At 74.9% G+C, this 25,565-nt stretch carries 25 protein-coding genes; 13 read left to right on the forward strand and 12 right to left on the reverse strand.

Annotated elements, in window-relative coordinates:
- The first annotated feature begins 13 nt into the window (after positions 1-13).
- Together O2W20_RS08210 and O2W20_RS08215 are read left to right on the forward strand one after the other, a co-directional pair.
- On the forward strand, positions 14-820 hold the full coding sequence (locus O2W20_RS08210; RefSeq protein WP_269173126.1) for an ABC transporter ATP-binding protein: 807 nt from the start codon (positions 14-16) through the stop codon (positions 818-820).
- Positions 817-2,019: an alpha-hydroxy acid oxidase gene (locus tag O2W20_RS08215; protein WP_269173125.1), complete on the forward strand. Its 1,203-nt coding sequence runs from the start codon at positions 817-819 to the stop codon at positions 2,017-2,019. Before O2W20_RS08210 ends, O2W20_RS08215 begins: the two co-directional genes overlap by 4 nt.
- A gap of 26 nt (positions 2,020-2,045) precedes the next feature.
- Here the strand turns inward: O2W20_RS08215 and O2W20_RS08220 are convergent, their stop codons facing one another.
- From O2W20_RS08220 to pdhA, 4 genes are all read right to left on the reverse strand, one after another.
- The gene (locus tag O2W20_RS08220; RefSeq protein WP_269173124.1) at positions 2,046-2,474 is read right to left on the reverse strand and encodes a thioesterase family protein; all 429 of its coding nucleotides are present in this window, start codon (positions 2,472-2,474) and stop codon (positions 2,046-2,048) included.
- A 74-nt stretch (positions 2,475-2,548) separates the two neighbouring features.
- On the reverse strand, positions 2,549-3,946 hold the full coding sequence (locus tag O2W20_RS08225; RefSeq protein ID WP_269173123.1) for a dihydrolipoamide acetyltransferase family protein: 1,398 nt from the start codon (positions 3,944-3,946) through the stop codon (positions 2,549-2,551).
- Complete coding sequence (locus O2W20_RS08230; protein ID WP_269173122.1) at positions 3,943-4,947, reverse strand: alpha-ketoacid dehydrogenase subunit beta; 1,005 nt, start codon at positions 4,945-4,947, stop codon at positions 3,943-3,945. The genes O2W20_RS08225 and O2W20_RS08230 overlap by 4 nt, the downstream gene beginning before the upstream one ends.
- Complete coding sequence (gene pdhA, locus O2W20_RS08235; protein WP_269173121.1) at positions 4,944-6,038, reverse strand: pyruvate dehydrogenase (acetyl-transferring) E1 component subunit alpha; 1,095 nt, start codon at positions 6,036-6,038, stop codon at positions 4,944-4,946. Before pdhA ends, O2W20_RS08230 begins: the two co-directional genes overlap by 4 nt.
- Positions 6,039-6,169: 131 nt before the next feature.
- Between pdhA and O2W20_RS08240 the strand changes: the two genes are divergently transcribed.
- Both O2W20_RS08240 and O2W20_RS08245 read left to right on the forward strand, forming a co-directional pair.
- On the forward strand, positions 6,170-6,625 hold the full coding sequence (locus tag O2W20_RS08240) for an Lrp/AsnC family transcriptional regulator (protein WP_269173120.1): 456 nt from the start codon (positions 6,170-6,172) through the stop codon (positions 6,623-6,625).
- 121 nt (positions 6,626-6,746) lie between these two features.
- Positions 6,747-6,971 carry a hypothetical protein gene (locus tag O2W20_RS08245; protein ID WP_269173119.1) on the forward strand — a complete coding sequence of 75 codons (225 nt, stop codon included), beginning with the start codon at positions 6,747-6,749 and terminating at the stop codon, positions 6,969-6,971.
- Positions 6,972-6,986: 15 nt separating this feature from the next.
- On the opposite strand, the gene O2W20_RS08250 is transcribed toward O2W20_RS08245, so the two are convergent.
- Entirely contained in the window at positions 6,987-8,390 is a 1,404-nt protein-coding gene (locus tag O2W20_RS08250; RefSeq protein ID WP_269173118.1) for a short-chain fatty acid transporter, read from the reverse strand.
- A 199-nt stretch (positions 8,391-8,589) separates the two neighbouring features.
- Between O2W20_RS08250 and O2W20_RS08255 the strand changes: the two genes are divergently transcribed.
- The gene (locus tag O2W20_RS08255; RefSeq protein WP_269173117.1) at positions 8,590-9,315 is read left to right on the forward strand and encodes an HpcH/HpaI aldolase family protein; all 726 of its coding nucleotides are present in this window, start codon (positions 8,590-8,592) and stop codon (positions 9,313-9,315) included.
- A gap of 91 nt (positions 9,316-9,406) precedes the next feature.
- Complete coding sequence (gene gdhA / locus O2W20_RS08260; RefSeq protein WP_269173116.1) at positions 9,407-10,756, forward strand: NADP-specific glutamate dehydrogenase; 1,350 nt, start codon at positions 9,407-9,409, stop codon at positions 10,754-10,756.
- Positions 10,757-10,798: 42 nt separating this feature from the next.
- Here the strand turns inward: gdhA and O2W20_RS08265 are convergent, their stop codons facing one another.
- From O2W20_RS08265 to O2W20_RS08280, 4 genes are all read right to left on the reverse strand, one after another.
- Complete coding sequence (locus O2W20_RS08265) at positions 10,799-11,578, reverse strand: DivIVA domain-containing protein (protein WP_269173115.1); 780 nt, start codon at positions 11,576-11,578, stop codon at positions 10,799-10,801.
- The gene (locus O2W20_RS08270) at positions 11,575-12,714 is read right to left on the reverse strand and encodes a globin domain-containing protein (protein WP_269173114.1); all 1,140 of its coding nucleotides are present in this window, start codon (positions 12,712-12,714) and stop codon (positions 11,575-11,577) included. Before O2W20_RS08270 ends, O2W20_RS08265 begins: the two co-directional genes overlap by 4 nt.
- A 209-nt stretch (positions 12,715-12,923) precedes the next feature.
- The gene (locus O2W20_RS08275; RefSeq protein WP_269173113.1) at positions 12,924-14,237 is read right to left on the reverse strand and encodes a glucose-6-phosphate dehydrogenase; all 1,314 of its coding nucleotides are present in this window, start codon (positions 14,235-14,237) and stop codon (positions 12,924-12,926) included.
- A complete protein-coding gene (locus tag O2W20_RS08280; RefSeq protein ID WP_269173112.1) occupies positions 14,234-15,094 on the reverse strand; it encodes an NAD-dependent epimerase/dehydratase family protein in 861 nt (286 codons plus the stop codon). The genes O2W20_RS08275 and O2W20_RS08280 overlap by 4 nt, the downstream gene beginning before the upstream one ends.
- 90 nt (positions 15,095-15,184) lie before the next feature.
- Here O2W20_RS08280 and mug point away from each other — a divergent pair, with 90 nt between their 5' ends.
- Positions 15,185-15,730, forward strand: a complete 546-nt coding sequence (mug, locus tag O2W20_RS08285) for a G/U mismatch-specific DNA glycosylase (RefSeq protein WP_269173111.1) — start codon at positions 15,185-15,187, stop codon at positions 15,728-15,730.
- Here mug and O2W20_RS08290 read toward each other — a convergent pair.
- The 3 genes from O2W20_RS08290 to O2W20_RS08305 form a co-directional block, all read right to left on the reverse strand.
- Entirely contained in the window at positions 15,720-16,799 is a 1,080-nt protein-coding gene (locus O2W20_RS08290; protein WP_442928950.1) for an acetate/propionate family kinase, read from the reverse strand. The genes mug and O2W20_RS08290 overlap by 11 nt on opposite strands.
- Positions 16,796-19,195 carry a phosphoketolase family protein gene (locus tag O2W20_RS08300; RefSeq protein ID WP_269173110.1) on the reverse strand — a complete coding sequence of 800 codons (2,400 nt, stop codon included), beginning with the start codon at positions 19,193-19,195 and terminating at the stop codon, positions 16,796-16,798. The genes O2W20_RS08290 and O2W20_RS08300 overlap by 4 nt, the downstream gene beginning before the upstream one ends.
- A gap of 98 nt (positions 19,196-19,293) precedes the next feature.
- Entirely contained in the window at positions 19,294-20,631 is a 1,338-nt protein-coding gene (locus tag O2W20_RS08305) for a M20 family metallopeptidase (RefSeq protein WP_269173109.1), read from the reverse strand.
- 124 nt (positions 20,632-20,755) lie between these two features.
- On the opposite strand from O2W20_RS08305, the gene O2W20_RS08310 reads away from it, so the two are divergent.
- From O2W20_RS08310 to O2W20_RS08335, 6 genes are all read left to right on the forward strand, one after another.
- On the forward strand, positions 20,756-21,778 hold the full coding sequence (locus O2W20_RS08310) for an Atu2307/SP_0267 family LLM class monooxygenase (protein WP_269173108.1): 1,023 nt from the start codon (positions 20,756-20,758) through the stop codon (positions 21,776-21,778).
- 167 nt (positions 21,779-21,945) lie between these two features.
- Entirely contained in the window at positions 21,946-22,572 is a 627-nt protein-coding gene (locus tag O2W20_RS08315; protein WP_269173107.1) for an SRPBCC family protein, read from the forward strand.
- A 263-nt stretch (positions 22,573-22,835) separates the two neighbouring features.
- The gene (locus tag O2W20_RS08320; protein WP_269173106.1) at positions 22,836-23,858 is read left to right on the forward strand and encodes a lysylphosphatidylglycerol synthase transmembrane domain-containing protein; all 1,023 of its coding nucleotides are present in this window, start codon (positions 22,836-22,838) and stop codon (positions 23,856-23,858) included.
- Positions 23,859-23,933: 75 nt separating this feature from the next.
- A complete protein-coding gene (locus O2W20_RS08325) occupies positions 23,934-24,608 on the forward strand; it encodes a class I SAM-dependent methyltransferase (protein WP_269173105.1) in 675 nt (224 codons plus the stop codon).
- Positions 24,605-25,186, forward strand: coding sequence for a hypothetical protein (locus O2W20_RS08330; RefSeq protein WP_269173104.1), 582 nt, complete (start codon positions 24,605-24,607; stop codon positions 25,184-25,186). The genes O2W20_RS08325 and O2W20_RS08330 overlap by 4 nt, the downstream gene beginning before the upstream one ends.
- On the forward strand, positions 25,183-25,560 hold the full coding sequence (locus O2W20_RS08335; protein ID WP_269173103.1) for a DUF4267 domain-containing protein: 378 nt from the start codon (positions 25,183-25,185) through the stop codon (positions 25,558-25,560). The genes O2W20_RS08330 and O2W20_RS08335 overlap by 4 nt, the downstream gene beginning before the upstream one ends.
- Positions 25,561-25,565 lie beyond the last annotated feature (5 nt).

The following is a 25,565-nucleotide window of genomic DNA, read 5'->3' on the forward strand; positions in this document are numbered from 1 at the left end:
AGGAGGGACGGTCATGAGCCTGGGGGTCCGGGGACTGCACGCCGGGTACGGCCGGCTGGCCGTGCTGCACGGCATCGACCTGACCGCGGGGGAGGGCGAGCTGGTCGCCGTCATCGGCGCGAACGGTGCGGGCAAGTCGACGCTGCTGCGGGCGCTGTCCGGGCTGCTGCCGCTCACCTCCGGGACGGTGCACCTGGCCGGCACCGACGTGACCGGGTACGGGCCGGAGAAGCTGGCCCGCACCGGGCTGGCGCACGTGCCGGAGAACCGGCTGGTGTTCCCGTCGCTGAGCGTCGCCGACAACCTGGTGCTGGGTGGCTACACCCGGCGGCGGGGGCCGGCGGCCGCCCGGAAGGAGGCCCGCGACCGGGCGATGGCGCTGTTCCCGCGACTGGAGCCGCGACTGGAGCAGGCGGCCGGCACGCTGTCCGGCGGCGAGCAGCAGATGCTGGCGATCGCCCGCGGGCTGATGGCCCAGCCGCGGGTGCTCGTGCTGGACGAGCCGAGCGTCGGGCTGGCACCGCGGCTGGTGGGGGAGATCTTCTCCGCCCTCGGCCAGCTGCGCGACGACGGGCTGACCCTCGTGGTCGTGGAGCAGAACGCCCGGGCCGCCTTCGCCGTCGCCGACCGGGTCTCGGTGATGGACCGCGGACGGGTCGTCCTGGAGGGCGACCCGGCGGCGCTGTCGACCGACCCGCGGGTGGCCGGCGGCTTCCTCGGCGGCGGCTTCGCCGCGGACGCCGACGCCGGTGCCGACGCGGCCGGGGCGGCCACTCCGGGGGTGGCGAGCGGAGCGACCCGCGCGACCGAGCGGACGTGAGCCCGGCGGAGATGGTCGCGCTGCTCCGCGTCCAGCGGCCGGAGCTGGACGGCGACCGGCGTCGGCTGGCCCGCTGCCACACGGTCGCGGACCTGCGGACGACGGCCCGCCGGCGGCTGCCGCGCGCGGTCTTCGACTACGTCGACGGCGCCGCCGAGGACGAGGTCACGATGCGCCGCAACCGCACCGCCTTCGACGAGTGGGAGCTGGTGCCCTCGGTGCTCTGCGACGTCGGGGAGGTCGAGCTCGGCAGCGAGGTGCTCGGTGCCCGCTCGGCCCTGCCGCTGGTGCTGGGCCCGACCGGGTTCACCCGGATGGTCCACCCGGACGGCGAGCTGGCGGTGGCCCGGGCGGCCGCGGCCCGCGGCATCCCCTACACCGCCGCCACCCTGGGCACGACGTCGCTGGAGGACATCGCCGCAGCCGGGGGCAGCCCGCCGCAGTGGTTCCAGCTGTACGTCTGGCGTGACCGGGGACTGTGCAAGGAGCTGATCAGCCGGGCCCGGGAGGCCGGGTACCGCGCGCTGGTGCTGACCGTGGACACCCCGGTGCCCGGCGCGCGGGAGCGCGACCTGCGCAACGGGCTGACCATCCCGCCGGAGCTCGGGCTGCGCACGCTGGCCGACGGTGCCCGGCGGCCGCACTGGTGGTGGGGGCTGCTGCGCTCGGAGGCGGTCACCTTCGCCAACGTGCGGCACGTGGCCGGTGGGCCGCAGGCGGTGATGGAGTTCGTGGGCCGGCAGTTCGACCCGACCGTGACCTGGGACGACATCGGCTGGATGGTCGAGGCGTGGGGCGGGCCGTTCGTGGTCAAGGGCGTGCTGACCGCCGCTGACGCCCGGCGGGCCGCGGAGGTCGGGGTGGACGCCGTCGTGGTGTCCAACCACGGGGGGCGCCAGCTGGACCACGTGGGGGCGACGCTCACCGCGCTGACCGAGGTGGTGGACGCCGTCGGCGACGACCTCGAGGTGCTCGTCGACTCCGGCTTCCGGCGGGGCACCGACATCGCCACGGCGCTGGCCCTGGGCGCCCGCGCGGTGCTGCTGGGCCGGCCGCAGCTGTACGGGCTGGCCGTCGCGGGTCAGGCCGGCGTCGAGCGGGCGGTCGACCTGCTGGCCGCCGAGCTGCGCCGGGCGCTGCAGCTGCTCGGGGTCACCGACGTCGCGCAGCTCGACCGCTCGGTGCTGCGCCGCCGCTGAGCCGGGGCGCAGCACCGAGGGGCAGTTCAGCGGGGTTGGGCTGCCCCGTCCCGGGCCGACCGCGCGGCCGGGCCGATCCGCTGCTCCAGCAGCTCCTCGGGCATCACCACCTGCACCGTCGTCCCGCGGCCGAGCTCCCGGCCCTGGGCGTCGGTGGCCGTGCAGGCGCAGGTCAGCCGGTTGCCCGAGACCTCCGTGCAGCGGGCCACCACCGTGACGGTGTCGCCGACCCAGCTGGGCCCCAGGTGCTCGACCGCCACCGACCGGCCGATCCCCGCCGAGCCGGGTTCGAGGTACTGGAGCAGCAGCTTGCGGCCGGCCTCCTCGAAGTGCTTGGCCATGCTGTAGGTCGCGTAGACCGGGTGCACCGGGCCGAGTTCGTCGAAGTGCACGGTGAGCTCGGGGGTGACGACGACGTCCAGCGTCGCGGTCGCCCCCACGGGGACGGTGAGCACGGGGCCCTCCTCGGGCGGCGGGGCCGGCAGGGACCCGGGGGTCCCCGCCGGCCGGGTGGGCAGCGGTCGGCCGGTCACAGCCGGGGGATGGCCGACGCCGGGTCCTCGATCGCGTCGGCCACCGCCCGGATGAACCCCGACGCGGTGCCGCCGTCGCAGACCCGGTGGTCGAAGACGAACGACATCTGGGTGATCTTCCGGACGACGATCTCCCCGTCGACCACCCACGGCCGGTCCAGGATGCGGCCGAAGCCCAGGATCGCCACCTGCGGGTGGTTGATGATCGCCGCGCTGCCGTCGACCCGGAAGCCGCCGTAGTTGTTCAGCGTGAAGGTGCCGGCGTTCAGCTCCTCCGCGCTCGCCTTTCCCTCGCGCGCCCGGGCGGTGAGCGCGCGGATCTCCCGGTCCAGCTGCTCGGTGGTCATCGTGTCGGCCCCCAGCACCGCCGGGACGACGAGCCCGCGGTCGCTCTGCACGGCCAGGCCCAGGTTGACCCGGTCGTGCTCCACGATCTCCTGGCGCTCGGTGTCCAGCCGGGAGTTGAGCACCGGGTACTGACGCAGACCGGCGACGACGAACCGGGCGAGGTAGGCCAGCAGCCCCGGCCCGGGGTCGGTCGCGGTGCGCGCGCTCTCCCGCAGCTCCACCAGCGGGGTGGCGTCCACGTCGACCCAGACGGTCGCCTCGGGGATCTCCGACCGGCTGCGGGACAGCGCGGCCGAGACGGCCCGGCGGAACCCGTTGAGCGGGATCCGCCGCTCGCCGCCCTCGGGTGCGGCCGGTGCCGGGTCGGCGGCGGCGGGAGCGGCCGGCGCAGCCGGTTCGGCGGGGGTCGGCTCGGCGGAGGCCAGCTCGACGTGGGCCCGGGTGATCACCCCGCCGCCGTTGGCCGCGGCCAGCTCGTGCAGGTCCACCCCCTTCTCCCGCGCCAACTTGCGGACCAGCGGGGAGACGACCTGCGGCACCCCACGGGGACCTCCGGACCCCTCAGCAGCGACGGCAACGGGGTCCGGAGCCGGGTCGGGCACCGGGGCGGCGGCCGCTGGTGCGGCGGCGGGCTGCCCCGACGACCGGGGGCGGCGCCGTCGTCCCGACCCCGTGCTGGCCGTCGTGCCGTAGCCGATCAGCACGTTGCCCGAGCCGGCCTGCTCCTCCTCCCGGTACGCCTCTGCCTCGGGGGAGTCGGCGGCGTCCGGCTGGACCGGTGCGGCGACCGGCGACGGCGCGGACTCCGCCGCGGCCACGGTGATCAGCGGCCGGCCGGTCAGCACGGTCTCGCCCTCGGCGGCGTGCAGCGTGGCCACCCGCCCGGCGAAGGGGGTGGGGACGTCGACCACCGACTTCGCCGTCTCGACCTCCACCACGATCTGGTCGACGGCGACGACGTCGCCCTCGGCCACCAGCCAGCGGACCACCTCGACGTCGGTCAGGCCCTCGCCCAGGTCGGGGAGCAGGAAGGTCTCCTCGCTCACGACAGGTCCCACTGCAGGTCGTCGACGGCGTCGAGCACCCGGTCCACCCCGGGCAGCTGCACGTGTTCGAGCTTGGGGGCGGGGAAGGGGATGTCGAAGCCGACCGCCCGGCGGACCGGCGCGGCGAGGGAGTGGAAGCACCGCTCGGTGACCCGGGCGACGATCTCGGAGGCGACGCTGGCGAAGCCGGGGGCCTCGGCGACCACCACGGCCCGCCCGGTGGAGCGCACCGCGGCGCAGACCGTCTCGTCGTCGAACGGCACGATCGACCGCAGGTCGACCACCTGCAGGCTGCGCCCCTCCTGGGCGGCGACCTCGGCGGCCTCCAGGGCGACCGGGACGGACGGGCCGTAGGCGATCAGCGTGGCGTCGGTGCCCTCGCGGCGGATCATCGCCCGCCCGATGCCGGGCAGCTCGGCGCCGAGGTCGACCTCCTCCTTGGTCCAGTAGAGCTTCTTGGGCTCCATGAAGACGACCGGGTCCGGCGAGGCGATCGCCGCCCGCAGCAGCCGGTGGGCGTCCGCGGCGTTGGCCGGGGTGACGACGTGCAGGCCGGGGGTGTGCGCGTAGTAGGCCTCGGAGGAGTCGCAGTGGTGCTCGACCCCGCCGATCCCGCCGGCGTAGGGGATCCGGATGACCATCGGCAAGGACACCTTGCCCCGGGTCCGGTTGCGCATCTTCGCCACGTGGCTGGTGATCTGCTCGAACGCCGGGTAGGCGAAGGCGTCGAACTGCATCTCCACCACCGGCCGCATGCCGTTCATCGCCATCCCGACGGCCATGCCGACGATGCCGGACTCGGCCAGCGGCGTGTCGAAGCAGCGGGTGTCGCCGAACTCGGCGGTGAGCCCGTCGGTGATCCGGAAGACGCCGCCCAGCGCGCCGACGTCCTCCCCGAAGACGACCACCGAGTCGTCGGCGGCCATCGACTCCCGCAGGGCGCGGTTCAGCGCCTGCGCCATGGTGAGCTTCTCGTGCCCCGTCGTCGCAGTGCTGGTCATCGGTGCGCGTCCTCTCGGCTCAGCTCGTCGGCCACCACGGCGGCCTGCTCGACCAGCTGGGGTGTCGGGGTGGCGTACACGTGCGCGAACAGCTCGGCGGGCTCCGGGGTGGCGTCCCCGGCCAGCTCGGTGCGCATCCGCGCGGCGAGCTGGTCGGCGTCGGCGGTGACCGCGGCCAGCCGGGCGTCGTCGAGCAGGTCGTGCTGGCGCAGCCAGGTCTCCAGCCGGGCCAGCGGGTCGCGCTCCGCCCAGCCCGCGACCTCGTCGTCCTTGCGGTAGCGCCGGGAGTCGTCGGCGTTGGTGTGCGGCTGCATCCGGTAGGTGTGCGCCTCGACGAGCTGCGGGCCCTCGCCGGCCCGGGCCCGGGCCATGGCGGTGCCCAGCACGGCGAGCAGCGCGGCCACGTCGTTGCCGTCGACCCGCTCGCCCGGGACCCCGTAGCCGATGCCCTTGTGTGCCAGCGACGGGGCGACCGACTGCCGGGCCAGCGGGACCGAGATGGCGTACTGGTTGTTCTGCACCAGGAACACCACCGGCGCCCGGAACACCGCGGCGAAGTTCAGCGCCTCGTGGAAGTCGCCCTCGCTGGTGGCGCCGTCGCCGCACAGCGCGAGCGCGACGGTCGGCTCGCCGCGCAGCCGAGCGGCGTGGGCCACGCCCACCGCGTGCAGCAGCTGGGTGGCCAGCGGGGTCGCCTGGGGGGCGGTCTTGTGCTCGTGCGGGTCGTAGCCGGAGTGCCAGGCACCTTGCAGCGGCAGGAACGCCTCGGCCACGTCGACGCCGCGCATCACCACGGCCGCGGTGTCCCGGTAGGTGGGGAAGAGCCAGTCGTCGTCGGTGAGCACCTGGGCGGCGGCCACCTGGCACGCCTCCTGCCCGTGCGAGGAGGGGTAGACGGCGAGCCGGCCCTGGCGGGCGAGGGCGGAGGCCTGGTCGTTGATCCGGCGGGCGGTGGTCAGCCCGGCGAAGGCGCGCAGCAGCGCGGCGTCGTCCGGCAGCTCGCGCGTCGCCTCGGCCACGGTCTGACCGGTCGGGTCGATCAGCTCGACGGGGTGAGGTGACGGCAGGAGGAGATCCAGGTCACGTGTCATGGTGGGATCGTCGTTGAGGCGTCATCTGCACGCCAGGACCTGGCCAGATGTGAGATGTTGTCGCGCCGGACCGGGCACCATCGAGCCAGGTGTCCAGCGCGGAACAGCGAAACGCACGGAGGAGAAGACACGTGGCCAGTGGCCTGGACGACATCGACCGCCGCATCCTCGACGAGCTGACCGCCGACGGCCGGATGCCCATGCGGGCGCTGGCCGAGAAGCTGCACATCTCCCGCGCCAACGCCTACGCCCGGGTGGAGCGGCTGCGGACCACCGGGGTGATCCGTGGCTTCTGCGCCGACGTGGACCCGGTCGCGGCCGGGCTGGGCACGTCGGCCTACGTCACGCTGAACACCCGGCAGGCCGACTGGCGGCACGTCCGGGAACGGCTGCGCGCCCTGCCGGGCATCGCGCACATCGGCCTGGTCGGGGGCGAGTTCGACGTGATCCTGCTGGTGCGGGCGCGGGACAACGCCGACCTGCGGCGGCTGGTGCTCGACGAGATCCAGGGCATGCCCGGGGTGCTGAGCAGCCGCACGCTCCTGGTGTTCGAGGAGCCCCCGCCGCTGGCCTGCACCCGGGTCTGACGGACTGGCAGTCCAGCAGCGGTCGGTGGCGTTCCTGCCGCTGGCACTCCGGCGTCGGTGGGGTCATCGTGGGGACACGACGCCACACCCGAGGCGCCGGTCTGGGAGACGGGGGAGCCTGGTGGAGCTGTTCCTGTTCCTGGCCCTCGGGGTGCTGGTGTTCCGCACCCTGGGCCGGAGCTCCCGGCCGGAGTCCCCGCGGGCCCGCCCGCGCACCGACACCTGGCTGGACGGCGTGGTCGACCCCGTCGTCCGACTGGCCGGTGACGTCGCCCGCGGGGTGCGCATGCTCACCCGGCTGGACGCCGCCAACCGGGAACGGAAGGGCCGGTCGCCCTGGAGCTGACCGGCCCGCCCGCCCTCAGGCCAGCACGCCGAGCAGCAGCGTCACCGTGCCGAACACCAGGCCCGAGGCGATCAGCGTGACCGTCGTGTATCCGAGGATGTCGCGCATCTTCAGCCCGGCGATCGCCAGCACCGGGAGCGCCCAGAACGGCTGGATCATGTTCGTCCACTGGTCGCCGTAGGCGATGGCCATGATCGCGACCGCCGGGTCGACACCCAGGCTCTGCGCGGCGTCGATCATGACCGGCCCCTGGACGGCGAACTGACCGCCGCCGGAGGGGACGAAGAAGTTGACGACGCCGGCGGAGAGGAAGGCGAGCAGCCCGAACGTCGCCGGGGAGGCGATGTCGACGACGGCGTCGGAGAAGACGGCGATCAGGCCCGTCGTCGACATGATCCCCATGATCCCGGCGTACAGGGGGAACTGGAGCAGGATCTCCCCGACGTTGGCGGCGGCGTTCTTCACCAGCGCGATCAGCTCGAACGGGTTGCGGACGAGCAGGAAGATCAGTGCCAGGAACGTCCAGTTGACGATGTCCAGGCTCGCGGTGCCGCCGTCGACGTAGTGGTGCACCAGGTAGGCGACCAGCGCCAGCCCGACCAGGGTGGTGACCAGCCGGCTGCCGTCGACCCGGTCGGCCGGGGTGACCACCTCGTCGTCCAGCGCGACCCCCTCGGCGTCGCGCACGTCGGCCGGCAGCTCGATCACCCGGTCACCGCCGCGGGGTGCGACCGCGGCCAGCGCGAGGCCGACGACCAGGATCGTGGCCACGGCCGCGGTGATGTTCCACCAGGTGAAGATGGTCTCGCTGATCGGGATGGTGCCGCCCAGCGCCTCGGCGAGGAAGGAGTCCTCGGTCGCGGCGGTGAGCGGGCCGGAGCCCGAGTAGCCCATGTGCCAGATGACGTAGCCGGAGTACCCGGCGGCCACCAGCAGCGGGAAGTGCAGCCGCTGGCCCCGCTCCCGGCCCTGGACGGCCAGCTCCCGGGCCAGCAGCGCGCCGACGACCAGGCCCAGGCCCCAGGTGATCAGCGAGGCGAGGGCCGCGATGACGAAGACGTAGAGGTAGGCCTGCAGCGCCGTGCGGGGCACGGCGGCCAGCCGGGTGAGCAGCCGCCGCACCGGCCCGGTGTTGGCCAGGGTGTGCCCGAGCAGCAGGATCAGCGCCATCTGGGTCATGAACGCCAGCAGCCCCGACAGCCCGTCGCCCCAGCCGTCCAGGACGTCGATCGGGCCGGCGTCGGTCAGCAGCAGCGCGAGCGCGGCGACGACGAAGGTCAGCACCACGGCGAAGACGAGCGCGCTGGGGATGTAGCGCTCGACGACGGCGTTGACCGGCCGCATCAGCGCGGAGAGCCCGCTCGACCGTCCGGCCTCGCTCTCGGGCTGTGGGGTCGGCGTCCGTGGGGTCCTGGTCATCGCAGGCTCGCTCTCGGGAAGGCCGGGTGGCTGGGCCACGCCGGGATCGGCGGTCGGGGCACCGGCTGCACGGCGAGGGGTCCGACGACGGCAGCGGCGACCCAGGGATCCTGGCACCCGCAGGGGCCGCCGCGCGCGAGCGGTGAGACGGCAGACTGATCGGGTGCCGGTCGGTGAGCGTGCAGATGGTGGTGGGCCGGTGGGCCCGGGTGGCGTTGGTGCCCTGCGGGCCCGGTGGGCGGCCGGGGAGGCCTGTCACGGGATCTGGAGCCAGCTGCCCGGCGCGGTGACCGCGGAGCTGCTGGCCGGCACCGGCGCGGACTTCGTCGTGCTGGACCTGCAGCACGGGGCGCTCGCCGAGGCAGAGCTGCCCGGGGTGACGGCGGCGGTGACCCTGGCCGGCGCGGTGCCGCTGGTGCGCACCCGCAGCGCGCACTTCACCGACGTCGGCCGGCCGCTGGACCTGGGCGCCCACGGCGTCCTGGTGCCGACCGTGTTCGGCGCCGACCACGTCCGGGAGGTCGTCGCCGCCTGCCGCTACGCGCCGCGGGGCAACCGCTCGGCCGGGCGGCTGTCCGGCGGGGCGGACGAGCCGCTGGTGCTCGTGGTCCTGGAGACGGCCGAGGCGCTGGCGGAGCTGGACGCCGTCCTGGCCGTCGACGGCCTCGACGGGGTCTACGTCGGTCCGGTCGACCTGGCCGCTTCCCTGGGGCTGGCCGGGGACGTCGAGCGGCTGCAGGAGGTGCTGTCCTCGGTCCTCACCCGGGCCCGGGCCGCCGGGGTGCCGGTGGGCGTGCACGCGTTCGAGGGGGCCGGCGCGGCGGCCCACGCGGCGGCAGGGGCGACGATCGTCACCGCGGCGATGGACACCACCGCGCTCCGGACGGCGCTGGCCGAGCAGCTGCGGCTGGCCCGCGGCGCCTGAGGTCGTCAGCACGCTGGATCAGGCCGCCCGACCTGCGGGGCGGGCCGTGCAGTGATGGGGTGGTCCCCGTCATCGAGGACAGGAGCAACGCGTGAACACCGACGTGTCAGAGGTCGTCGAGCAGATCTACCAGGACGTCCTGCGACGGAACCCCGGGGAGACCGAGTTCCACCAGGCGGTGCGGGAGGTGCTGGACTCGCTGGCGGTCGTCCTGGCCCGGCACCGCGAGTACACCGAGATGAAGACGATCGAGCGGATCTGCGAGCCGGAGCGGCAGGTCATCTTCCGGGTGCCGTGGCAGGACGACCGGGGCGAGGTGTGGATCAACCGTGGCTTCCGGGTGGAGTTCAACTCGGCGCTGGGGCCCTACAAGGGCGGGTTGCGGTTCCACCCGTCGGTGAACCTGGGCATCGTGAAGTTCCTGGGCTTCGAGCAGATCTTCAAGAACGCGCTCACCGGCATGCCCATCGGCGGCGGCAAGGGTGGTTCGGACTTCGACCCCAAGGGCCGGTCGGACGCCGAGGTGATGCGGTTCTGCCAGTCGTTCATGACCGAGCTCTACCGGCACCTGGGCGAGTACACCGACGTCCCGGCCGGGGACATCGGGGTCGGCGGGCGGGAGATCGGCTTCCTGTTCGGCCAGTACAAGCGGATCACCAACCGGTACGAGTCCGGGGTGCTCACCGGCAAGGGGCTGGGCTGGGGCGGTGCGCAGGTGCGGACGGAGGCGACCGGCTACGGCGCGGCCTTCTTCGCCGCGGCGATGATGGAGGTGCGCGGTGACTCCTTCGACGGCAAGCGGGTGACCGTCTCCGGCTCGGGCAACGTGGCGGTCTACGCGATCGAGAAGGTGCACCAGCTCGGCGGCACGGTGGTGGCCTGCTCGGACTCGGCCGGCTACGTGGTCGACGAGAAGGGCATCGACCTCGACGTGCTCAAGCAGGTCAAGGAGGTCGAGCGGGCGCGGATCAGTGGCTACGCCGACCGGGTGTCCTCGGCCCGCTTCGTCGAGGGCGGCAGCATCTGGGACGTCCCGTGCGACGTCGCGATCCCCAGCGCCACGCAGAACGAGCTGGACGCCGACGCGGCCCGCGCGCTGATCGGCAACGGGTGCGGCTACGTGGTCGAGGGCGCCAACATGCCGACCACGCCGGACGCCGTACGGGAACTCCGCGGGGGCGAGGTGGCGTTCGCGCCGGGGAAGGCGGCCAACGCCGGCGGGGTGGCCACCTCCGCGCTGGAGATGCAGCAGAACGCCTCCCGCGACCGCTGGACCTTCGAGCACAGCGAGCAGCGGCTGGAGGAGATCATGCGGGGGATCCACGCCCGCTGCCACGAGACGGCCGAGGAGTACGGCGCCCCCGGCGACCTGGTGCTGGGCGCGAACGTGGCCGGCTTCCTGCAGGTCGCCGACGCCGTCCACGCCCACGGCCTCGTCTGATCGACGCTCCGCGGCCGGCCAGGCCGCGGGGCGTCGATCAGCTCAGGAGGAGGGGCGGGATGCCGGGACGGCCCCGGCCGGCTCGGTGTCGTCGGCGGTCGCGTTGGCGGCGAAGGCCACGTCCGGCCGACCGCGCTCCAGCTGCTGGGGCCGGGTGCCGCGCGGCGGCGTGGGGAGCGCGCCCGGATGGGCCCGTCCCCACTCGGTCTCCACGTCGCTGAGCAGCGCCTCGAGGTAGGAGCGGAGCTGCACCCGGCAGGCCTGGCTGAAGGCCTTGAGGTAGGCGACCTGCTCCTGCAGCTCCTCGGACTCCGGCTGGCCACCGCTGACCACCGGGACGCCGTTGCCCCGGATGGCGGCACCGGCCTCCTGCGCCGCCTGGATGATCGCGCCGGCCTTCTCCCGTGCGGCGGTGAGCTGCTCCTCGTACTGGGCGCGCGCCTCGCTGGTCATCTGCCGGCTGAAGTCCTCCGCCTCGGCGACGTACTCGTCGGCGGTGAGCTGGGCGGTGGCCAGGATGCCGACGGCCTGGTCGCTGGGGGAGGGGCGGGCCGCCACGGCGTCCACCTGCTCCTGCAGCTCCTGGACCTGCGCGCGCAGCCGGGCGTTCTCCTCGGCGAGCTGGACGTTCTCCCGCGCGAGCCGGCCGTTCTCGTCGCTGAGCTGGGCGAGCCCGTCGGCCGCCCGGGCCAGAACGGCGTCGACCTCCCGGTCGGTGTAGCCGGGGTGCAGCATGCTCGCCGGGGTGAAGTGGACGGCGCGGAGGTCGTCGGCCGTGGGCGGCCCTGCCTCGTAGCCGGAGCCGGTGTCGCTGGTGGTCATTCGGTCACCTTCCCGTCGAGAGTCGGGCTCGGTCGGCTGGGGGCGAACACCTCGGTGCGGATGCGCGCCATGGGCACCCCGGAGTGGATCAGACGGGTCACGGTGTCCTCGATCATGGCCGGGTTCCCGGCGACGTACACGTCCCGGCTGTTCCAGGGGCCGTGCCGCAGGACGACGTCACCGATGTCCCCGTGCTCGGCCGGCGAGCCCTTCTCCTGGGAGACCGCCGGCGTCACCGTCAGCCACGGGTGCTCCTGCTCCAGCCGGCGCAGGTCGGCCCGGTCGTAGAACGCGTCCTCGGTCCGGGCGCCCACGAAGAGGTCGACCCGCCGGGCCGGTCCGTGCCGGGCGACCTGGTCGACCAGGGCCTTGAGCGGGGCGAGCCCGGTGCCGCCGGCGACGAGCAGCAGGTCGCGGTCGGACTCGGTGTCCAGGGTCAGGTGCCCGACCGGTGGCCCGAGCCGCATGACGTCGCCCACCTGGGTCAGCCGGACCAGCGCGGAGCTGACCGGGCCGCCGTCCCGGGCCTTGACGTGCAGCTCCAGGACGCCGTCGGGTCGAGGGGCGTTGGCGGGGGAGTACCACCGCCAGAGCCGCGGGCGCTGGTCGATCTCCAGGGAGACCGCCTGCCCCGGCAGGTGCTCCAGGGGCGTCCGCGGGCGCACCTGCAGGACGGCGACGTCCAGGGTGCGGCGCTCGTGCGCGACGACCTCGGCCTCCCACCAGGCGGGCTGGTCGGCGGCCTCGTCAGCCGCGCCGATCATCACGTCGGCGATCAGGCCGTACGCCTCGGTCCAGGAGGCGGCCAGTTCGTCGTCCCACTCCTCGTCGAAGTGCTCGAGCGTGGCGAGCAGGCTGGCCCCGACCGCCGGGTAGTGGGCGGCGAGCGCGCCGAACTTGCGGTGGTCCCGCCCGAGCTGCTGCAGGATCGGCACCAGGGCGTCGAGGTCGTCGACCCGGGACATCACCTCGCCCAGGGCGGCGAACAGCCGGTCCCGCTGCGTCGCCATGGAGACCGGGAACATCTCCCGGGTCTCCGGGTGGGTCAGGAACAGGTGGGAGTAGAACCACAGCGGGACCTGGTCTCCGTGGGCGGCCGCCTTGGCGAAGCTCGCCCGCATCGCGGGGATGTCCACTCGCTCGGTCCTCCTCCTGGTCGGCGTTCGGTGCGCCCCTCAGCGCCGGCGCTGGCTGCCGGTGCTCACCGCCGGTAGCCGAAGGGCCACGGACACGACGGCGAGTCTGGTCGCTCCGCGCGGGCGGTGCCAGTCGTGGATCACCAGGTGGACCGGGCGGTGGGCGACTCGGTGGAGCCCCACCGACCGGCACCGGAGCCGGGCCGTGGTCAGCGGTCTCCGGCCGGTCCGGTGGAGCCTGCGGGGTAGGACTGCAGCGGGGGCTCGCCGGCGGCCCAGGCCTGCAGCACCGGGTCGACGAACCGCCAGGCCTCCTCGGCCTCCGCCGCGCTGACCGCGGTCCGGGTGCCGCCGGACAGCAGGTCGGTGAGCACCGCGCTGTAGGCGGTGCGCTCACCCGGTGCGCGCACCGCCACCCCGGCAGTGTCCTGCTCGGCGCCATCGAGCGGGATCTCCAGCCGGTCGTCGGCGACCCGGGTGACCCCCGGGGGAAGGGCGCTGGGTGCGGGCGCGCGCAGGTGTAGCACCACCCGCTTGCGGTCGGCCGCCAACGCCTTGCCGGTCCGCAGCACGAACCGGGTGCCGGCCCAGCGGGGCGTGTCGACCACGAACCCCAGCTCGGCGAAGGTCTCGGTGCACCGCGCCGGGTCGACGCCGTCCTCCTCGACGTAGGCCCGGGTGGCCGGGCCGGCGGTGTAGTGCGCCCGTCGGGTGGCCGTCACCTCGGGCACCCGCACCGACCGGAGGAGGTCCAGCCGGGCCCGGTGCAGGTCGTCCTCGGCCGTCGTCCCGGGCAGCTCCATCGCCAGCACGGTCAGCACCTGGACCAGGTGGTTCTGCAGCACGTCGCGCACCGCGCCGGTCCGGTCGTAGAAGCCGGCCCGGCCGCCGACGTCCAGCGTCTCCTCCCAGACGACGTCGACCCGGGCGAGGTGCTCGCCGCTCCACCGCCCGGCCAGGGCGCCGCCCGGCCGGCGGAGCCCGAGCAGCTCGGCCACGGCCGGCATGCCCAGGAAGTGGTCGACCCGGAAGGCCGCCTGCCCGTCGTCGCCGGTCGCCTGCGCCAGCAGCGCGTTCAGCGCCTGCGCGTCGGCCAGGTCCCGGCCGAAGGGCTTCTCCACCGCGATCCGGCTGCCCCGCGGGAGTCCGGCTGCGCCCAGCGCGCGGACGGTCGCTGGGAACAGCACGGGCGGCAGGGCCAGGTAGGCGGCGACCGGGCCGCTGCCGGTGAAGGCGGAGACCGCGGTCGCCACGGAGCCCGGCTCGGTCAGGTCGACCCGGCGGTAGCGGGCGGCGTCCACCAGCGCCTGCCGGGCAGCTGCGGGCAGGTCGCCGGCGTGCTCCCGCAGCCGGGTGGCGACGTGCTCGGCGAACCGGGCGTCGTCCCAGTCCTGCTCGGCGGCGCCGACCAGCTGCAGGTCCGCCGGGAGCCGCCCCGCGGCGAGCACCCCGGCCAGGGCGGGCAGCAGGAAGCGGCCGGCGAGGTCGCCGGTGGCGCCGAGCAGGAGGAGCCGGGTGATCACCGGCCCACGGAGTCGCGCCAGGAGTGCTCGGGGGCGAACCCGAGCACCCGGCGGGCCTTGTCGATCGACAGCAGGGTGTCGTGGGTGCCGAGGTCCCGGTGGTGCGGGACGTCGGGGAACTGGGCCGCCAGCAGCTCGGCGTTCGGCCGGGCGGAGACCGTGTCGGCGTTGGCGACGATGAACACGTCGGCCCCGGGCTCGCCGTGCTCCAGGCCGCGCCGCACCGCCTGGGCGCCGTCGCGGGCGTCGATGTAGCCCCACAGGTTCCAGCGCCGCAGGGCCGGGTCGGCGTCGTAGCCGGCGAACGCGGCGTAGTCCTCGGGGTACATCACGTTGCTGAACCGCAGCCCGGTCATCGACAGGTCCGGGTGCCACCGGCACAGCTGCCGGGCCAGCTCCTCCTCCAGCGTCTTGACCAGCGAGTAGGTGGTCGTCGGCCGGGGCGCGTACTCCTCGTCGACCGGGACGTAGGGCGGGTCCTCGTCGAAGGGCAGCCCGAGCACCGTCTCGCTGGAGGCCCAGACGATCTTCCGGACGCCGGCCCGCAGCGCGGCGCTGTACACGTTGTACGAGGCGGTCACGTTGTTGGCGAACGTGGCCGAGTCGGGCATCAGGCCCGGGGCCGGGACGGCGGCCAGGTGCACCAGTGCGTCGATCGGCGTGCGGTGCTCGTCGAACCCGGCCAGCGCCTCGATCGCCTGGCCGGCGTCGGTGAGGTCGACGACCGCGGACTCCACGTCGGCCCGGGGGCTGGGCGTCCGGTCCAGCGCCAGGACGTCCCAGCCGTGCTCGAGCAGATGGGTGACCACCGCCCGGCCGAGCTTCCCGCTGCTGCCGGTGACCGCTGCCCGCGCCATGGTTCTCCTCTGTCCGTCGACCGATGTGCCCGGGACAGCCTGGCCCGTGGTCGGCGTGCCCGCACACCGGGGGGCGGGACACTGGACGTCATGACCGAGCCCGAGACCGGTGCCGGCCGGCCCAAGCCGGTGCCCGACCTGATCGCCCCGGGGCTGGACGTGCTGTTCTGCGGGATCAACCCGTCGCTGCGCTCGGCCGAGACCGGCACCCACTTCGCCCGGCCGGGCAACCGGTTCTGGCCCGCCCTGCACCTGGCCGGTCTCACCCCGCGCCGGCTGACCCCGGCGGAGGGGCAGGAGCTGCTGCGCTGCGGGATCGGGGTGACCAACGTCGTCGACCGGCCGACCCGGACGGCGGCCGAGCTCGACCCGGCCGAGCTGCGCGCCGGCGCAGCGCAGCTCGAGGCGCTGGTGGCCCGGTACCGGCCGCGGGTGCTCGCCGTCCTGGGGGTCACCGCCTGGCGGCTGGCGTTCGACCGGCCGCGGGCCACGCTGGGGCGCCAGCCCGAGCGGATCGGCGGGGTCACCACCTGGGTGGCGCCCAACCCCAGCGGGCTCAACGCCCACCACCAGCTGCCCGACCTGGCCCGGCTCTACCGGGAGCTGCGCGATGCGCCGTCGGAGGTCAGCGGCTGAGGTCGCCGAGCACCCCGCGGGCCTGCCGGTCCAGCACGATCTCCTCGTCGGCGGGGACGACCAGCGTGCGCACCGTGGCCCCGGCACCCGACAGGTCGCCCGGGCTGGGCGCCGCGGCGTCCAGGACGACGCCGAGGTGGGCCAGCCGGGCGGTGACCGCGGCCCGCACCGTCGCCGAGTGCTCGCCCACGCCGCCGGTGAACACCAGGGTGTCCAGGCCGCCGAGCACCGCGGTGTACCCGGCGACGGTCACCGCCACCGACCGGGCCAGGACGTCGAGGGCCAGCCGGCTGTCGGCGTCCCCGGCGTCGGCTCGGGCGGTGATCTCCCGGACGTCGGTGGAGCCGGCGATCCCGGCCAGCCCCGAGCGGTGGTCGACCAGGTCGCGGAGCTGCTCGACCGACCAGCCCCGGTCGGCCAGGAACAGCAGCGCGTCGGGGTCCAGGTCGCCGCTGCGGCTCGCCGACGGGATCCCGCCGGTCGGGGAGAAGCTCATCGTGGTGGCCACCGAGCGCCCCTCCGCCACCGCGGTGACGCTGCAGCCGCCGCCGAGGTGGGCGACGACGGCCCGGCCGAGGTCGGGCACCGTGTCGACCACGTGCTCGAGGTTGAGCCCGTGGAAGCCGTAGCGCCGCACCCCGAGTGCGTCGACCTCGGCCGGCAGCGGCAGCCGCCGGGCCTCCTCGGGCAGGCCGGCGTGGAAGGCGGTGTCGAAGCAGGCGACCTGCGGCAGGCCGGGCCACTGCGCCCGGGCGGCCTCCATCTCCGCGACGTCCCCGTGCAGGTGCAGCGGGGCGAAGGGCGCCAGCGCCCGCAGCGAGGCCAGCAGCTCGTCGTCCACCGGTGTCGGGCGGACGTGCTCCGGCCCGCCGTGCACCACCCGGTGGGCGACGGCGACGAGCTCGATGCCCTCGGCGGCCACCCGGTCGGCCAGCTCGGCGACCGCGGCGCGGGCGTCGTCGACCGGCCGGGTGACGTGCACGTCGAGCAGCCGCTGCCCGGCCGCGTCGTGCACGGCGGCCTTGAGCGATCGGGAGCCGGGGTTGATCGCCAGGACGGCGGCGGTCACCGGCGCCCCGCCCCCCACGTCCAGTCCCGGACCTCCGGCATGTCCTCCAGGTGCTCGCGGACGTACCCGTGGTGCCGGTCGAGCTGGTCGTGGCAGAACCGGACCAGCTCCGCGCCCCGCTCCGGTGCCCGCCGGGAACGGCGCAGCGCCTCGATCACCAGGTGGTACCGGCTCATCCGGTTGAGCACCACCATGTCGAAGGGGGTGGTCGTCGTCCCCTGCTCCTCGAAGCCGCGCACGTGGAAGCGGCCCGGGTCGGGCCGGCCGTGCAGCAGCTGGTGCACCGCGCGCGGGTAGCCGTGGAAGGCGAAGACGACGTCGGTGTCGGCGGTGAACAGCTGGTCGAAGTGCTTCTCGGAGAACCCATGCGGGTGGTCGTCCGGGGGGAGCAGGCCCATCAGGTCGATCACGTTGACCATCCGGACCCGCAGCGCGGGCACCCACTCCCGCAGCAGCTCGGCCGCGGCCAGGGTCTCCATCGTCGGCACGTCGCCGGCGGCAGCGAGGACGACGTCCGGTTCCGCCTGCCCGTCGTCCTCGGTGCCGGCCCAGTCCCACACCGACGCCCCGGCCGCCGCGTGGGCGTGCGCCTGCTCCAGCGTCAGGTACTGCAGGTGCGGCTGCTTGTCGGCGATCAGCAGGTTGACGTGGTCGGTGCTCTGCAGGCAGTGCTCGGCGACCGACAGCAGGGTGTTGGCGTCCGGCGGCAGCCACACCCGCACCACCTGCGGGGACAGCGGGATCACCGTGTCCAGCAGGCCGGGGCCCTGGTGGCTGAAGCCGTTGTGGTCGTTGCGCCAGCAGGTGCTGGTCAGCAGGATCGTGAGCGAGGAGACCGGCGCCCGCCAGGGCAGCGTGGCGGCGTGCTGCAGCCACTTCACGTGCTGGATCACCATCGAGGCGCTCACCATGGCGAAGGCCTCGTAGGTGGCGAAGAGGCCGTGCCGGCCGGACAGCAGGTAGCCCTCCAACCAGCCCTGGCACAGGTGCTCCGACAGCACCTCCATCACCCGGCCGTGCGGGGAGAGGTGGTCGTCGGTGGGCAGCACCTCGGCCTGCAGGCAGCGGTCGGTCACCTCGAACACCGACTGGAGCCGGTTGCTGGCGGTCTCGTCCGGACAGAACAGCCGGAAGGTCCCGCCGCCGTCCTCGGTCGTGGTGCGGGCGTAGACGTCGCGCAGCAGCTCACCGAGCGGGTGGGTGGTCTGCGCGAAGGTGGTCCCCGGCGCGGGGACGTCGACGGCGTAGGGCTCCAGCGGGGGCAGGTCCAGCGGGGTGCGCCGGCGCCCGCCGTTCGCGTGGGGCGTCGCGCCCATCCGCAGGTCGCCCTCGGGGGCCAGCGCCGCCAGCTCGGGCACCAGCGCGCCCCCGGCGGTGAAGAGGGTGTCGGGGGAGTAGGAGCGCATCCACTCCTCCAGCTGGGCCAGGTGCGCCCCGTCGGTCTGCACGCCCGACAGCGGCACCTGGTGGGCGCGGAAGGTGCCCTCGACCTGCACGCCGTCGACCTGCGCCGGGCCGGTCCAGCCCTTGGGGGTGCGCAGCACGATCGCCGGCCAGCCCGGGCGCACGTCCTCCGCCCCGCCGCGGGCGGCGGCCTGGATCTCCCGGATCCGGTCGTGCGAGGTGCGCACCGCGGCCTCCAGGTCCCGGAACACCGCGCGCGGGTCGTCGCCGGCCACGAACACCGGTGCCCAGCCCTGGCTGCTCAGGTAGCCGCTGATCTCCTCGTCCGACGAGCGGCCCCACACCGTCGGGCTGTTGATCTTGTACCCGTTCAGGTGCAGCACCGGCAGGACGGCGCCGTCCCGGCGGGCGTCCAGGAAGGCGGGGATCTTCCAGGAGCCCGACAGCGGGCCGGTCTCTGCCTCGCCGTCCCCGACCACGCACGCCACCAGCAGGTCGGGGGAGTCGAAGGCGGCACCGGCGGCGTGCACCAGCGCGTAGCCGAGCTCACCGCCCTCGTGGATGCTGCCCGGGGTCTGCACGCTCACGTGGCTGGGGACGCCGCCGGGGGTGGAGAACTGCCGGAACAGCCGGTGCACCCCCTCGGCGTCGCCGCTCACCTGCGGGTAGACCTCGCTGTAGCTGCCCTCCAGGTAGGTGGCGGCCACGAGCGCCGGGCCGCCGTGGCCCGGCCCGGCGACGTAGAGGCAGGGCGTGCCGGTGCGCCGGATCAGCCGGTTGAGCTGCACGTACAGCGCCGACAGGCCGGGGCTGGTGCCCCAGTGGCCGAGCAGTCGCGGCTTGACGTCGGTGTGCGCGAGCGGCCGGCGGAGCAGCGCGTTGTCCCGCAGGTAGATCTGGCCGACGGTGAGGTAGTTGGCCGCGGCCCACCACCGCAGGTCCAGTTCGAGCTCGTCGTCGGGGTAGTCCGCCGTCGTTCCCTGCTCCGTCATGGGCTCCACACTGTCGGTCGCGGGTGAACGCCGGGGGTCCGGCACCGGTTGCGATCGTGTGCGGACCAGGCCACCGGGCGCACGGGTCGAAGGTCCCGTCAGCCCAGCAGGTCGGCCAGCTCCAGGACGCCGCCGGCCGCCTCGAACTCCGCCTTCGCCGCGGCGAGCACCGCCGGGTCGGCCAGCGCGTCGAGCGCGGTGAGCGCCAGGCCCACCGCGCCGTCCAGCACGGCGCGGTCACCGGCCGGGGAGGCGGCGGCCGCGGCGAAGCCGGTCGTGTGCATCGAGGTCTCCGGCCCGGCGATGGCGATCATCGGGTGGATCGAGGGCACCCGGACGCTGACGTTGCCCAGGTCGGTCGACCCGGCCAGCGACGCCGGGGTCACCCCGGGCGGCAGGGCGGTGCGGCCACGGCGGGCCTGGTGCCGGGTCCACCGGGCGGCGAGCTCCAGGTTGGCCCGGATCGGCAGGTAGGCCGGCAGCTCGTCCCAGAACAGCTCGTACCCGCAACCGGTCATCGCCGCCGCGCCGGCCATGACCGCCTCCATCCGGCGGCTCAGGTCGGCCAGCGTCTCCGGCGTCGCGGAGCGCACGTAGTACAGCGCCTCGGCGGTCTCCGGGACGACGTTGGGCCGCTGCCCGCCGTCGGTGATCACCCCGTGCACCCGGTCGGTGTCCGGGACGTGCTGGCGCAGCATCGCCACGCCGTTGTAGCCGGCGACCACGGCGTCCAGGGCGTTGCGGCCCATGAACGGCTGGGCCGAGGCGTGCGCGGCGATGCCGGTGTACACGACCCGCAGCTGGCGGCGGCCGAGGAAGGGCTGGACCGCGGCGTCGTAGGAGAACGGGTGCAGCATCACCACGGCGTCGACGCCGTCGAAGGCACCGGCGCGGGCCATCAGCTCCTTGCCGCCGCCGCCCTCCTCGGCCGGGGTGCCCAGCAGCAGCACGGTGCCCTCGACCCCGCCGTCGGCCAGCACGGCGGCCAGCCCGAGGAACGCCCCCACGGCGGACGCGCAGATGACGTTGTGGCCGCAGCCGTGGCCGATGCCGGGCAGCGCGTCGTACTCGGCCAGCACCGCCACCGTCGGACCGCCGCTGCCGATGCTGGCCCGCAGCGCCGTCTCCAGCCCGAAGACGCCGACCTCCGCCTCGATGCCGGAGCGCGCGAGCAGGTCGGCCACCGCCTGGGCGGACCGGTGCTCCTCGTACCCCTCCTCGGGATGGGCGTGCAGGTCGTGGCTGAGCGCCAGCAGGTCCGCCGACGCCGACTCGATCGCCTGCTCGGTGCGGGCCAGCAGCTCCTCGGGCGCACCGGCGTGCGGGGAGGAGAGCGGTTCGGCGGTGGCGGCCGCGCGGTCGGTGGCCGCCCGCAGCTCGTCCAGGTGGGCGGGGTCCGCCGGGCGGGGGAGCCGGGCGTCGACGGGGTCGGTCATGTGCCGTGTCTACCCGGTCGGGTGGCGCCGCGGAGACCGGCCGGGAACGATCTCGGTCGGAAAGTGGTTGAGCGCTTGACGGACGCCGGCCCCTCGTCGTCCGCTATCCCCTCTGGAGGACCCCATGCACCTCGGCGTCGACAGCTTCGTCTCCGCAGTGACCGACCCGACCACCGAGCGCCTCGTCGGGCCGGAGGAGCGGATGGCGGACCTGCTCGAGGAGATCGAGCTCGCCGACCGGGTGGGGCTGTACTCCTTCGGCATCGGTGAGCACCACCGCAGCGAGTACTACGACTCGGCGCCGGCGATCATCCTCGCGGCGGCCGCGGCGCGGACCTCCCGGATCCGGCTGGGCAGCGCGGTGACCGTGCTCAGCGCCGCCGACCCGGTGCGGGTCTTCCAGCAGTTCGCCACCCTCGACCTGATCGCCAAGGGCCGGATCGACCTGGTCGTGGGGCGCGGTTCGTTCACCGAGGCGTTCCCGCTGTTCGGGCTCTCGCTGGGCGACTACGACACGCTGTTCAGCGAGAAGCTCGACCTGTTGCTGAAGATCCGCGACTCCGAGCAGGTCACCTGGTCCGGCCGGCACCGCCCGGCGCTGACCGGTCAGGGCGTCTACCCGCGGCCGCTGCAGGACCCGCTGCCGGTCTGGGTCGGCGTCGGCGGCAGCCCGGAGTCCTTCGCCCGGGCCGGGCTGCTGGGCCTGCCGCTCATGGTGGCGATCATCGGCGGCGAGCCCCGCCAGTTCGCCCCGCTCATCGACCTCTACCGCCGCGCCGGTGCGCAGGCCGGGCACGCGCCCGAGAAGCTCCAGGTGGGGCTGCACGTGTTCGGCTTCGTCGCCGACAGCACCCAGGCCGCAGCGGACACGATCTACCCGGGGTGGCACGAGATGTTCGCCAAGATCTCCCGCGAGCGCGGCTTCTCCCAGCCGTCCCGGGCTCAGTTCGACGCCACGAGCGGCCCGAACGGCGCCTTCTTCATGGGCGACCCGGACACCGTGGCCGAGAAGCTGGTCCGCATCTCCGGGCAGCTCGGCGGCGTCGACCGGATCTCGCTGCAGATGACCAACCCGCGGCTGGCGCACGCCGACCTCCTGCGCGGCATCGAGCTGCTGGGCACCGAGGTCGCCCCGAAGGTCGCCTGAGGCGCCTCTTCTGGCCCTCGACTCATGTGAGCCCTCGCTCTAGCGTCGTCGACGTGCACGCGTCGACGTCCTCGGCGACCCGGTCCGCCGGCCGTGCGCGCACGACACCACGGGGGCCAGGCGTCGCCGTCCCAGGAGGGGACGGCGGCCGACACCGAGGAGTGCGCATGAGGAACGTCCTGGACGAGTTGGCGGCGGCGGAGCGGGTGGTCACCCGGCGGGAGTCCGACGGGACCGAACTGGTCTCCGTGCTGGTCCGGCGCAGCTACGAAGCGGCCGTGCCGGACGTCTGGGGTGCCGTGACCGATCCCGAGCGGCTGGCCCGCTGGTTCGCCCCGGTCAGCGGGGACCTCCGCCTCGGGGGAGCGTTCGCCGTCCAGGGGAACGCCGAGGGCGAGATCCAGGGCTGTGAGCCGCCGCGCCGGCTCACCCTCACCTGGGGCGGGCCGGTCAGCATCGTGGAGCTACGGCTGTCCGAGCGCGGCGGTGGCACCCTCCTGGAGCTCGAGCACACCGTGCCGGTCGAGTTCGTCGGCAGCGGGGCCGGGGCGCTGTACGTCGGCCCGGGCTGGGACGTCGCCGTCCTCGGGCTGGCCGGCTTCCTCCGCGAGGAGGTCGTCGACGACCCGGCCGCCTGGGAGAACACGCTGGAGGGGCAGCAGGCCGCCGCCCGGTCGATCGACGCCTGGGCCGACGCGGTACGCGGCGGCGGCACCGCGACCGAGGAGGAGATCGATGCGGGGACCGCGGCCGCGCGAGCCCAGTTCACCCCGGACCTGGTCGGCGAGGCCTGACCGGCGGCGGGAGCCAACCCGACCCGGACGACCCGCCGCCCCTCGGAGCCGGCGAGGAGAGGTCGGGAAAGGCGGCGCCGGCGGCCCGTGACCGCGGGCACACTTCCGGTCGAGCGCGGTCGGAACCCGACCCTGCTGTGCGCCCGGCCCGGGCCGACGGCGAACATGTGCAGGTGAACGGAGGAGGAGTGTCGGGGGCGCCGCAGGCGCAAGACCCGCCCTCTGGGGCCTCCCCGACCGGCCGCCGGAGCGCTCGCCGGCGGGTGCGGAACATCGTGCTGCGGGCCGTCCTGCTCGTGGCAGTCGGTGCCGGGATCGTCGTCTTCCGGGACCGGATCGCCGAGTGGTGGGACGGCCTGGTCGGCATCGCCTGGTCATGGGTCGCCCTCGCCGCTCTGACCCAGTTCCTCTCCCTGCACTTCCTGGTCCTGCAGCAGCTCGTGCTGGTGCGCGCGGGCGGCGGCAACGTCCCGCTGCGGCACGCCACGACCACCATCTACGCGGGCAACACCATCGCCTCGACGGTGCCGGTGGCCGGAGCCCCGGCGAGCGCGGCGTACACCTACCGCCGGCTGCACGCGCTCGGCAACAGCCCTGCGCTGGTGGGCTGGGCGCTGGCTGTCTCCGGGATCGCAGCAACGGCCACGTTGGCGGTCGTCCTGGCTGTGGGGTCCGCGGCGACCGGGTCACTGTGGGGTGCACTCGGCGCCTTCTTGGCCACCGCGGCCGGGGTCGTCCCAGTGCTGGGCCTCGTGCTGGTGGTGCGGCACGAGCGGTCGCGCACCGTCGTCGTCCGGCTCGCCACGCGCGTCGTCACCGCGCTGGCCCGATGGATCCGGTCGCTGCGCGGACGGGACGTCGCGCGGCGGATCGACGAACTGCTGACCTCACTGGGCGCCTTCCGGCTGTCCTTCGGTACCGCGACGGCCGCCGGCCTGTTCGCGTTGGCCAACTGGGTGTTGGACGTCGCTGCCCTGGCCCTGGCCCTGGTGGCCGTGGGCGCGCCGATCCCGTGGCAGGGCCTGCTGCTCGCCTGGGCCGCCGGCGCACTGGCCTCCTCGGCGCGGCTGACCCCCGGTGGCATCGGGGTCGTGGAGGCGGCACTGGCCTCCGCGCTGATCGCCGTCGCCGGCCTGCCGGCCAGCGAGGCGGTGCCGGCCGTGCTGGTCTACCGGCTGGTCAGCCTGTGGCTGCCCGTCGGCATCGGGGCGCTCCTCCTCCTGGCGGACCCGGGCTCGACGGCGCGCGGAGGCCGCCGCCGGCACGCCAGCACCCCCGCGAGCTGACCGCCACCACCACCGGGGGCACCGTCCGCGGACGCCCTCCCGTTTCGCCCGGTCCCTGGCGGGCACACCGGCTGCGTGCCTGACCTCCCCGAGCACTCCTCGTCCGGCCCGGCCACCTCACGCAGCGACCGGGCACCCGGCGTCCCACCCACGTTCGTCGACGGCACCCGGCTCTGGGTCGACGCCCGCCTGCGCGCTCTGGTCCAGGCTCGCATCGAGGCCCGGCTGCTGCTCCGGCTCGGCGGGCCGGTGCCCGGCGGTCGGGTGCTGGAACTCGGCACCGGCCGGCGCGGCACCGGCCTGCGGTCGGCGCTGGACACCTTCGGGGCCGCGCACGCCGACGGGGTGGAGCTGTTCCCCGCCAGCGTGGCGGACTGCCGGGCCGCGGTGCGCGACCTCGGCGACCGGGTGCAGGTCAGCGAGGGCGATGCGACCCGGCTGAGCGCAGCCGACGCCTCCTACGACGCGGTGTTCGGCTGGCACGTGCTGCACCACACCGACGACTGGCGGGCCGTGGTGGCCGAGGCGGCGCGGGTGTTGCGCCCCGGCGGCCGGCTCTACTCCTGCGAGATGACCGCCCGGTTCATCGACAGCCGGGTCCTCCGTGCGGTCGCCGCGCACCCGGCCGACGGCGACCGCCCCACTCCGGCGGCCATGGCGGAGGCGTGCCGCGCCGCCGGGCTGACGGTCACCGCCCAGGAGACCCGGCTGGCCGGCTGCTGGACGGCGCTCGTCGCCACCAGGTCGTGAGCGAGGGCAGCCCAGCGCAGGGAACGGTCGGCACGCTCGGCACGGCGCTCCGGCTGCTGCGCCGGCACGCCCCGGCCGCCTTCCTCGCCGCCGCGGCCGCCGCCGCGGTCAACGCCGTCCCCGACGTGCTGCGGCACGTCCTTGTCTGGGACGACCCCCGGCTCTGGACCGCGCTGGCCGTCGACGTCGTCGGGTTCCTGACCGGTCTGGTCGCCCAGCTGTGGGTGACCGGGGCGGTCGCCGGCCTGCTCGACGGCGGGCGGCTCACCCCCTCCGGTGCGCTGCGGCGCGGGGTCGCGCTCGCGGTGCGGGCCGTGCGGCGCGCCCCCGGAACGGTGCTGGCCGGGGTGGTCACCGGGGGAGCGGTGTCCGCGCTGCTGACCCTGCCGGCGTCCGTGGCGGCGCTGGGCTTCGACCGGGTGCTGGGGCCACTGGACTCACCCGACGTCGGGGCCTTCGCCGTCGCCACCGTGAGCGACTTCGTGGCCAGCACGGCCACGCTGCCGTATCTCGCGTTCGTGCTCGTCCTGGTGGCGACCGGTTGGCGGGCCGGGCAGCCGGGCACCAGCCGGTCATGACGTTGAACTGGGACGTGACCCGCAAGAGCATCGGGACGTTGTCGATCTGGCTCGGCACCGGCGCGCTGTTCGCCCCCCGGGCGATGACCCGGGTGCTGGGGGTCGACGAGCGCGCCAGCAGCACCGACGTCGCCCTCCCGCTGCTGGTCCGGCTGATCGCGGCGCGGAACATCGCGATGGGCGCGGCCCTGCTGGTGACCCCCGTGCCCCAGGCCCGGCGCACCACGGAGGTCACCCTGCTGCTCACCGCGCTGGACGGAGCCGCCGTCCTGGTGGGCCGGCGCGGCGGCGACGTGGCCGACCGGAGCGTCGGCCTGTCGATGACCGTCCTCGGGCTGGCCGCCGCCGGCGCCGCCCACTGGCACCGCCGCTGACCGGC

Origin of the sequence: Modestobacter sp. VKM Ac-2982, from assembly GCF_026967935.1 — a bacterium.
Taxonomy (GTDB): Bacteria; Actinomycetota; Actinomycetes; order Mycobacteriales; family Geodermatophilaceae; genus Modestobacter.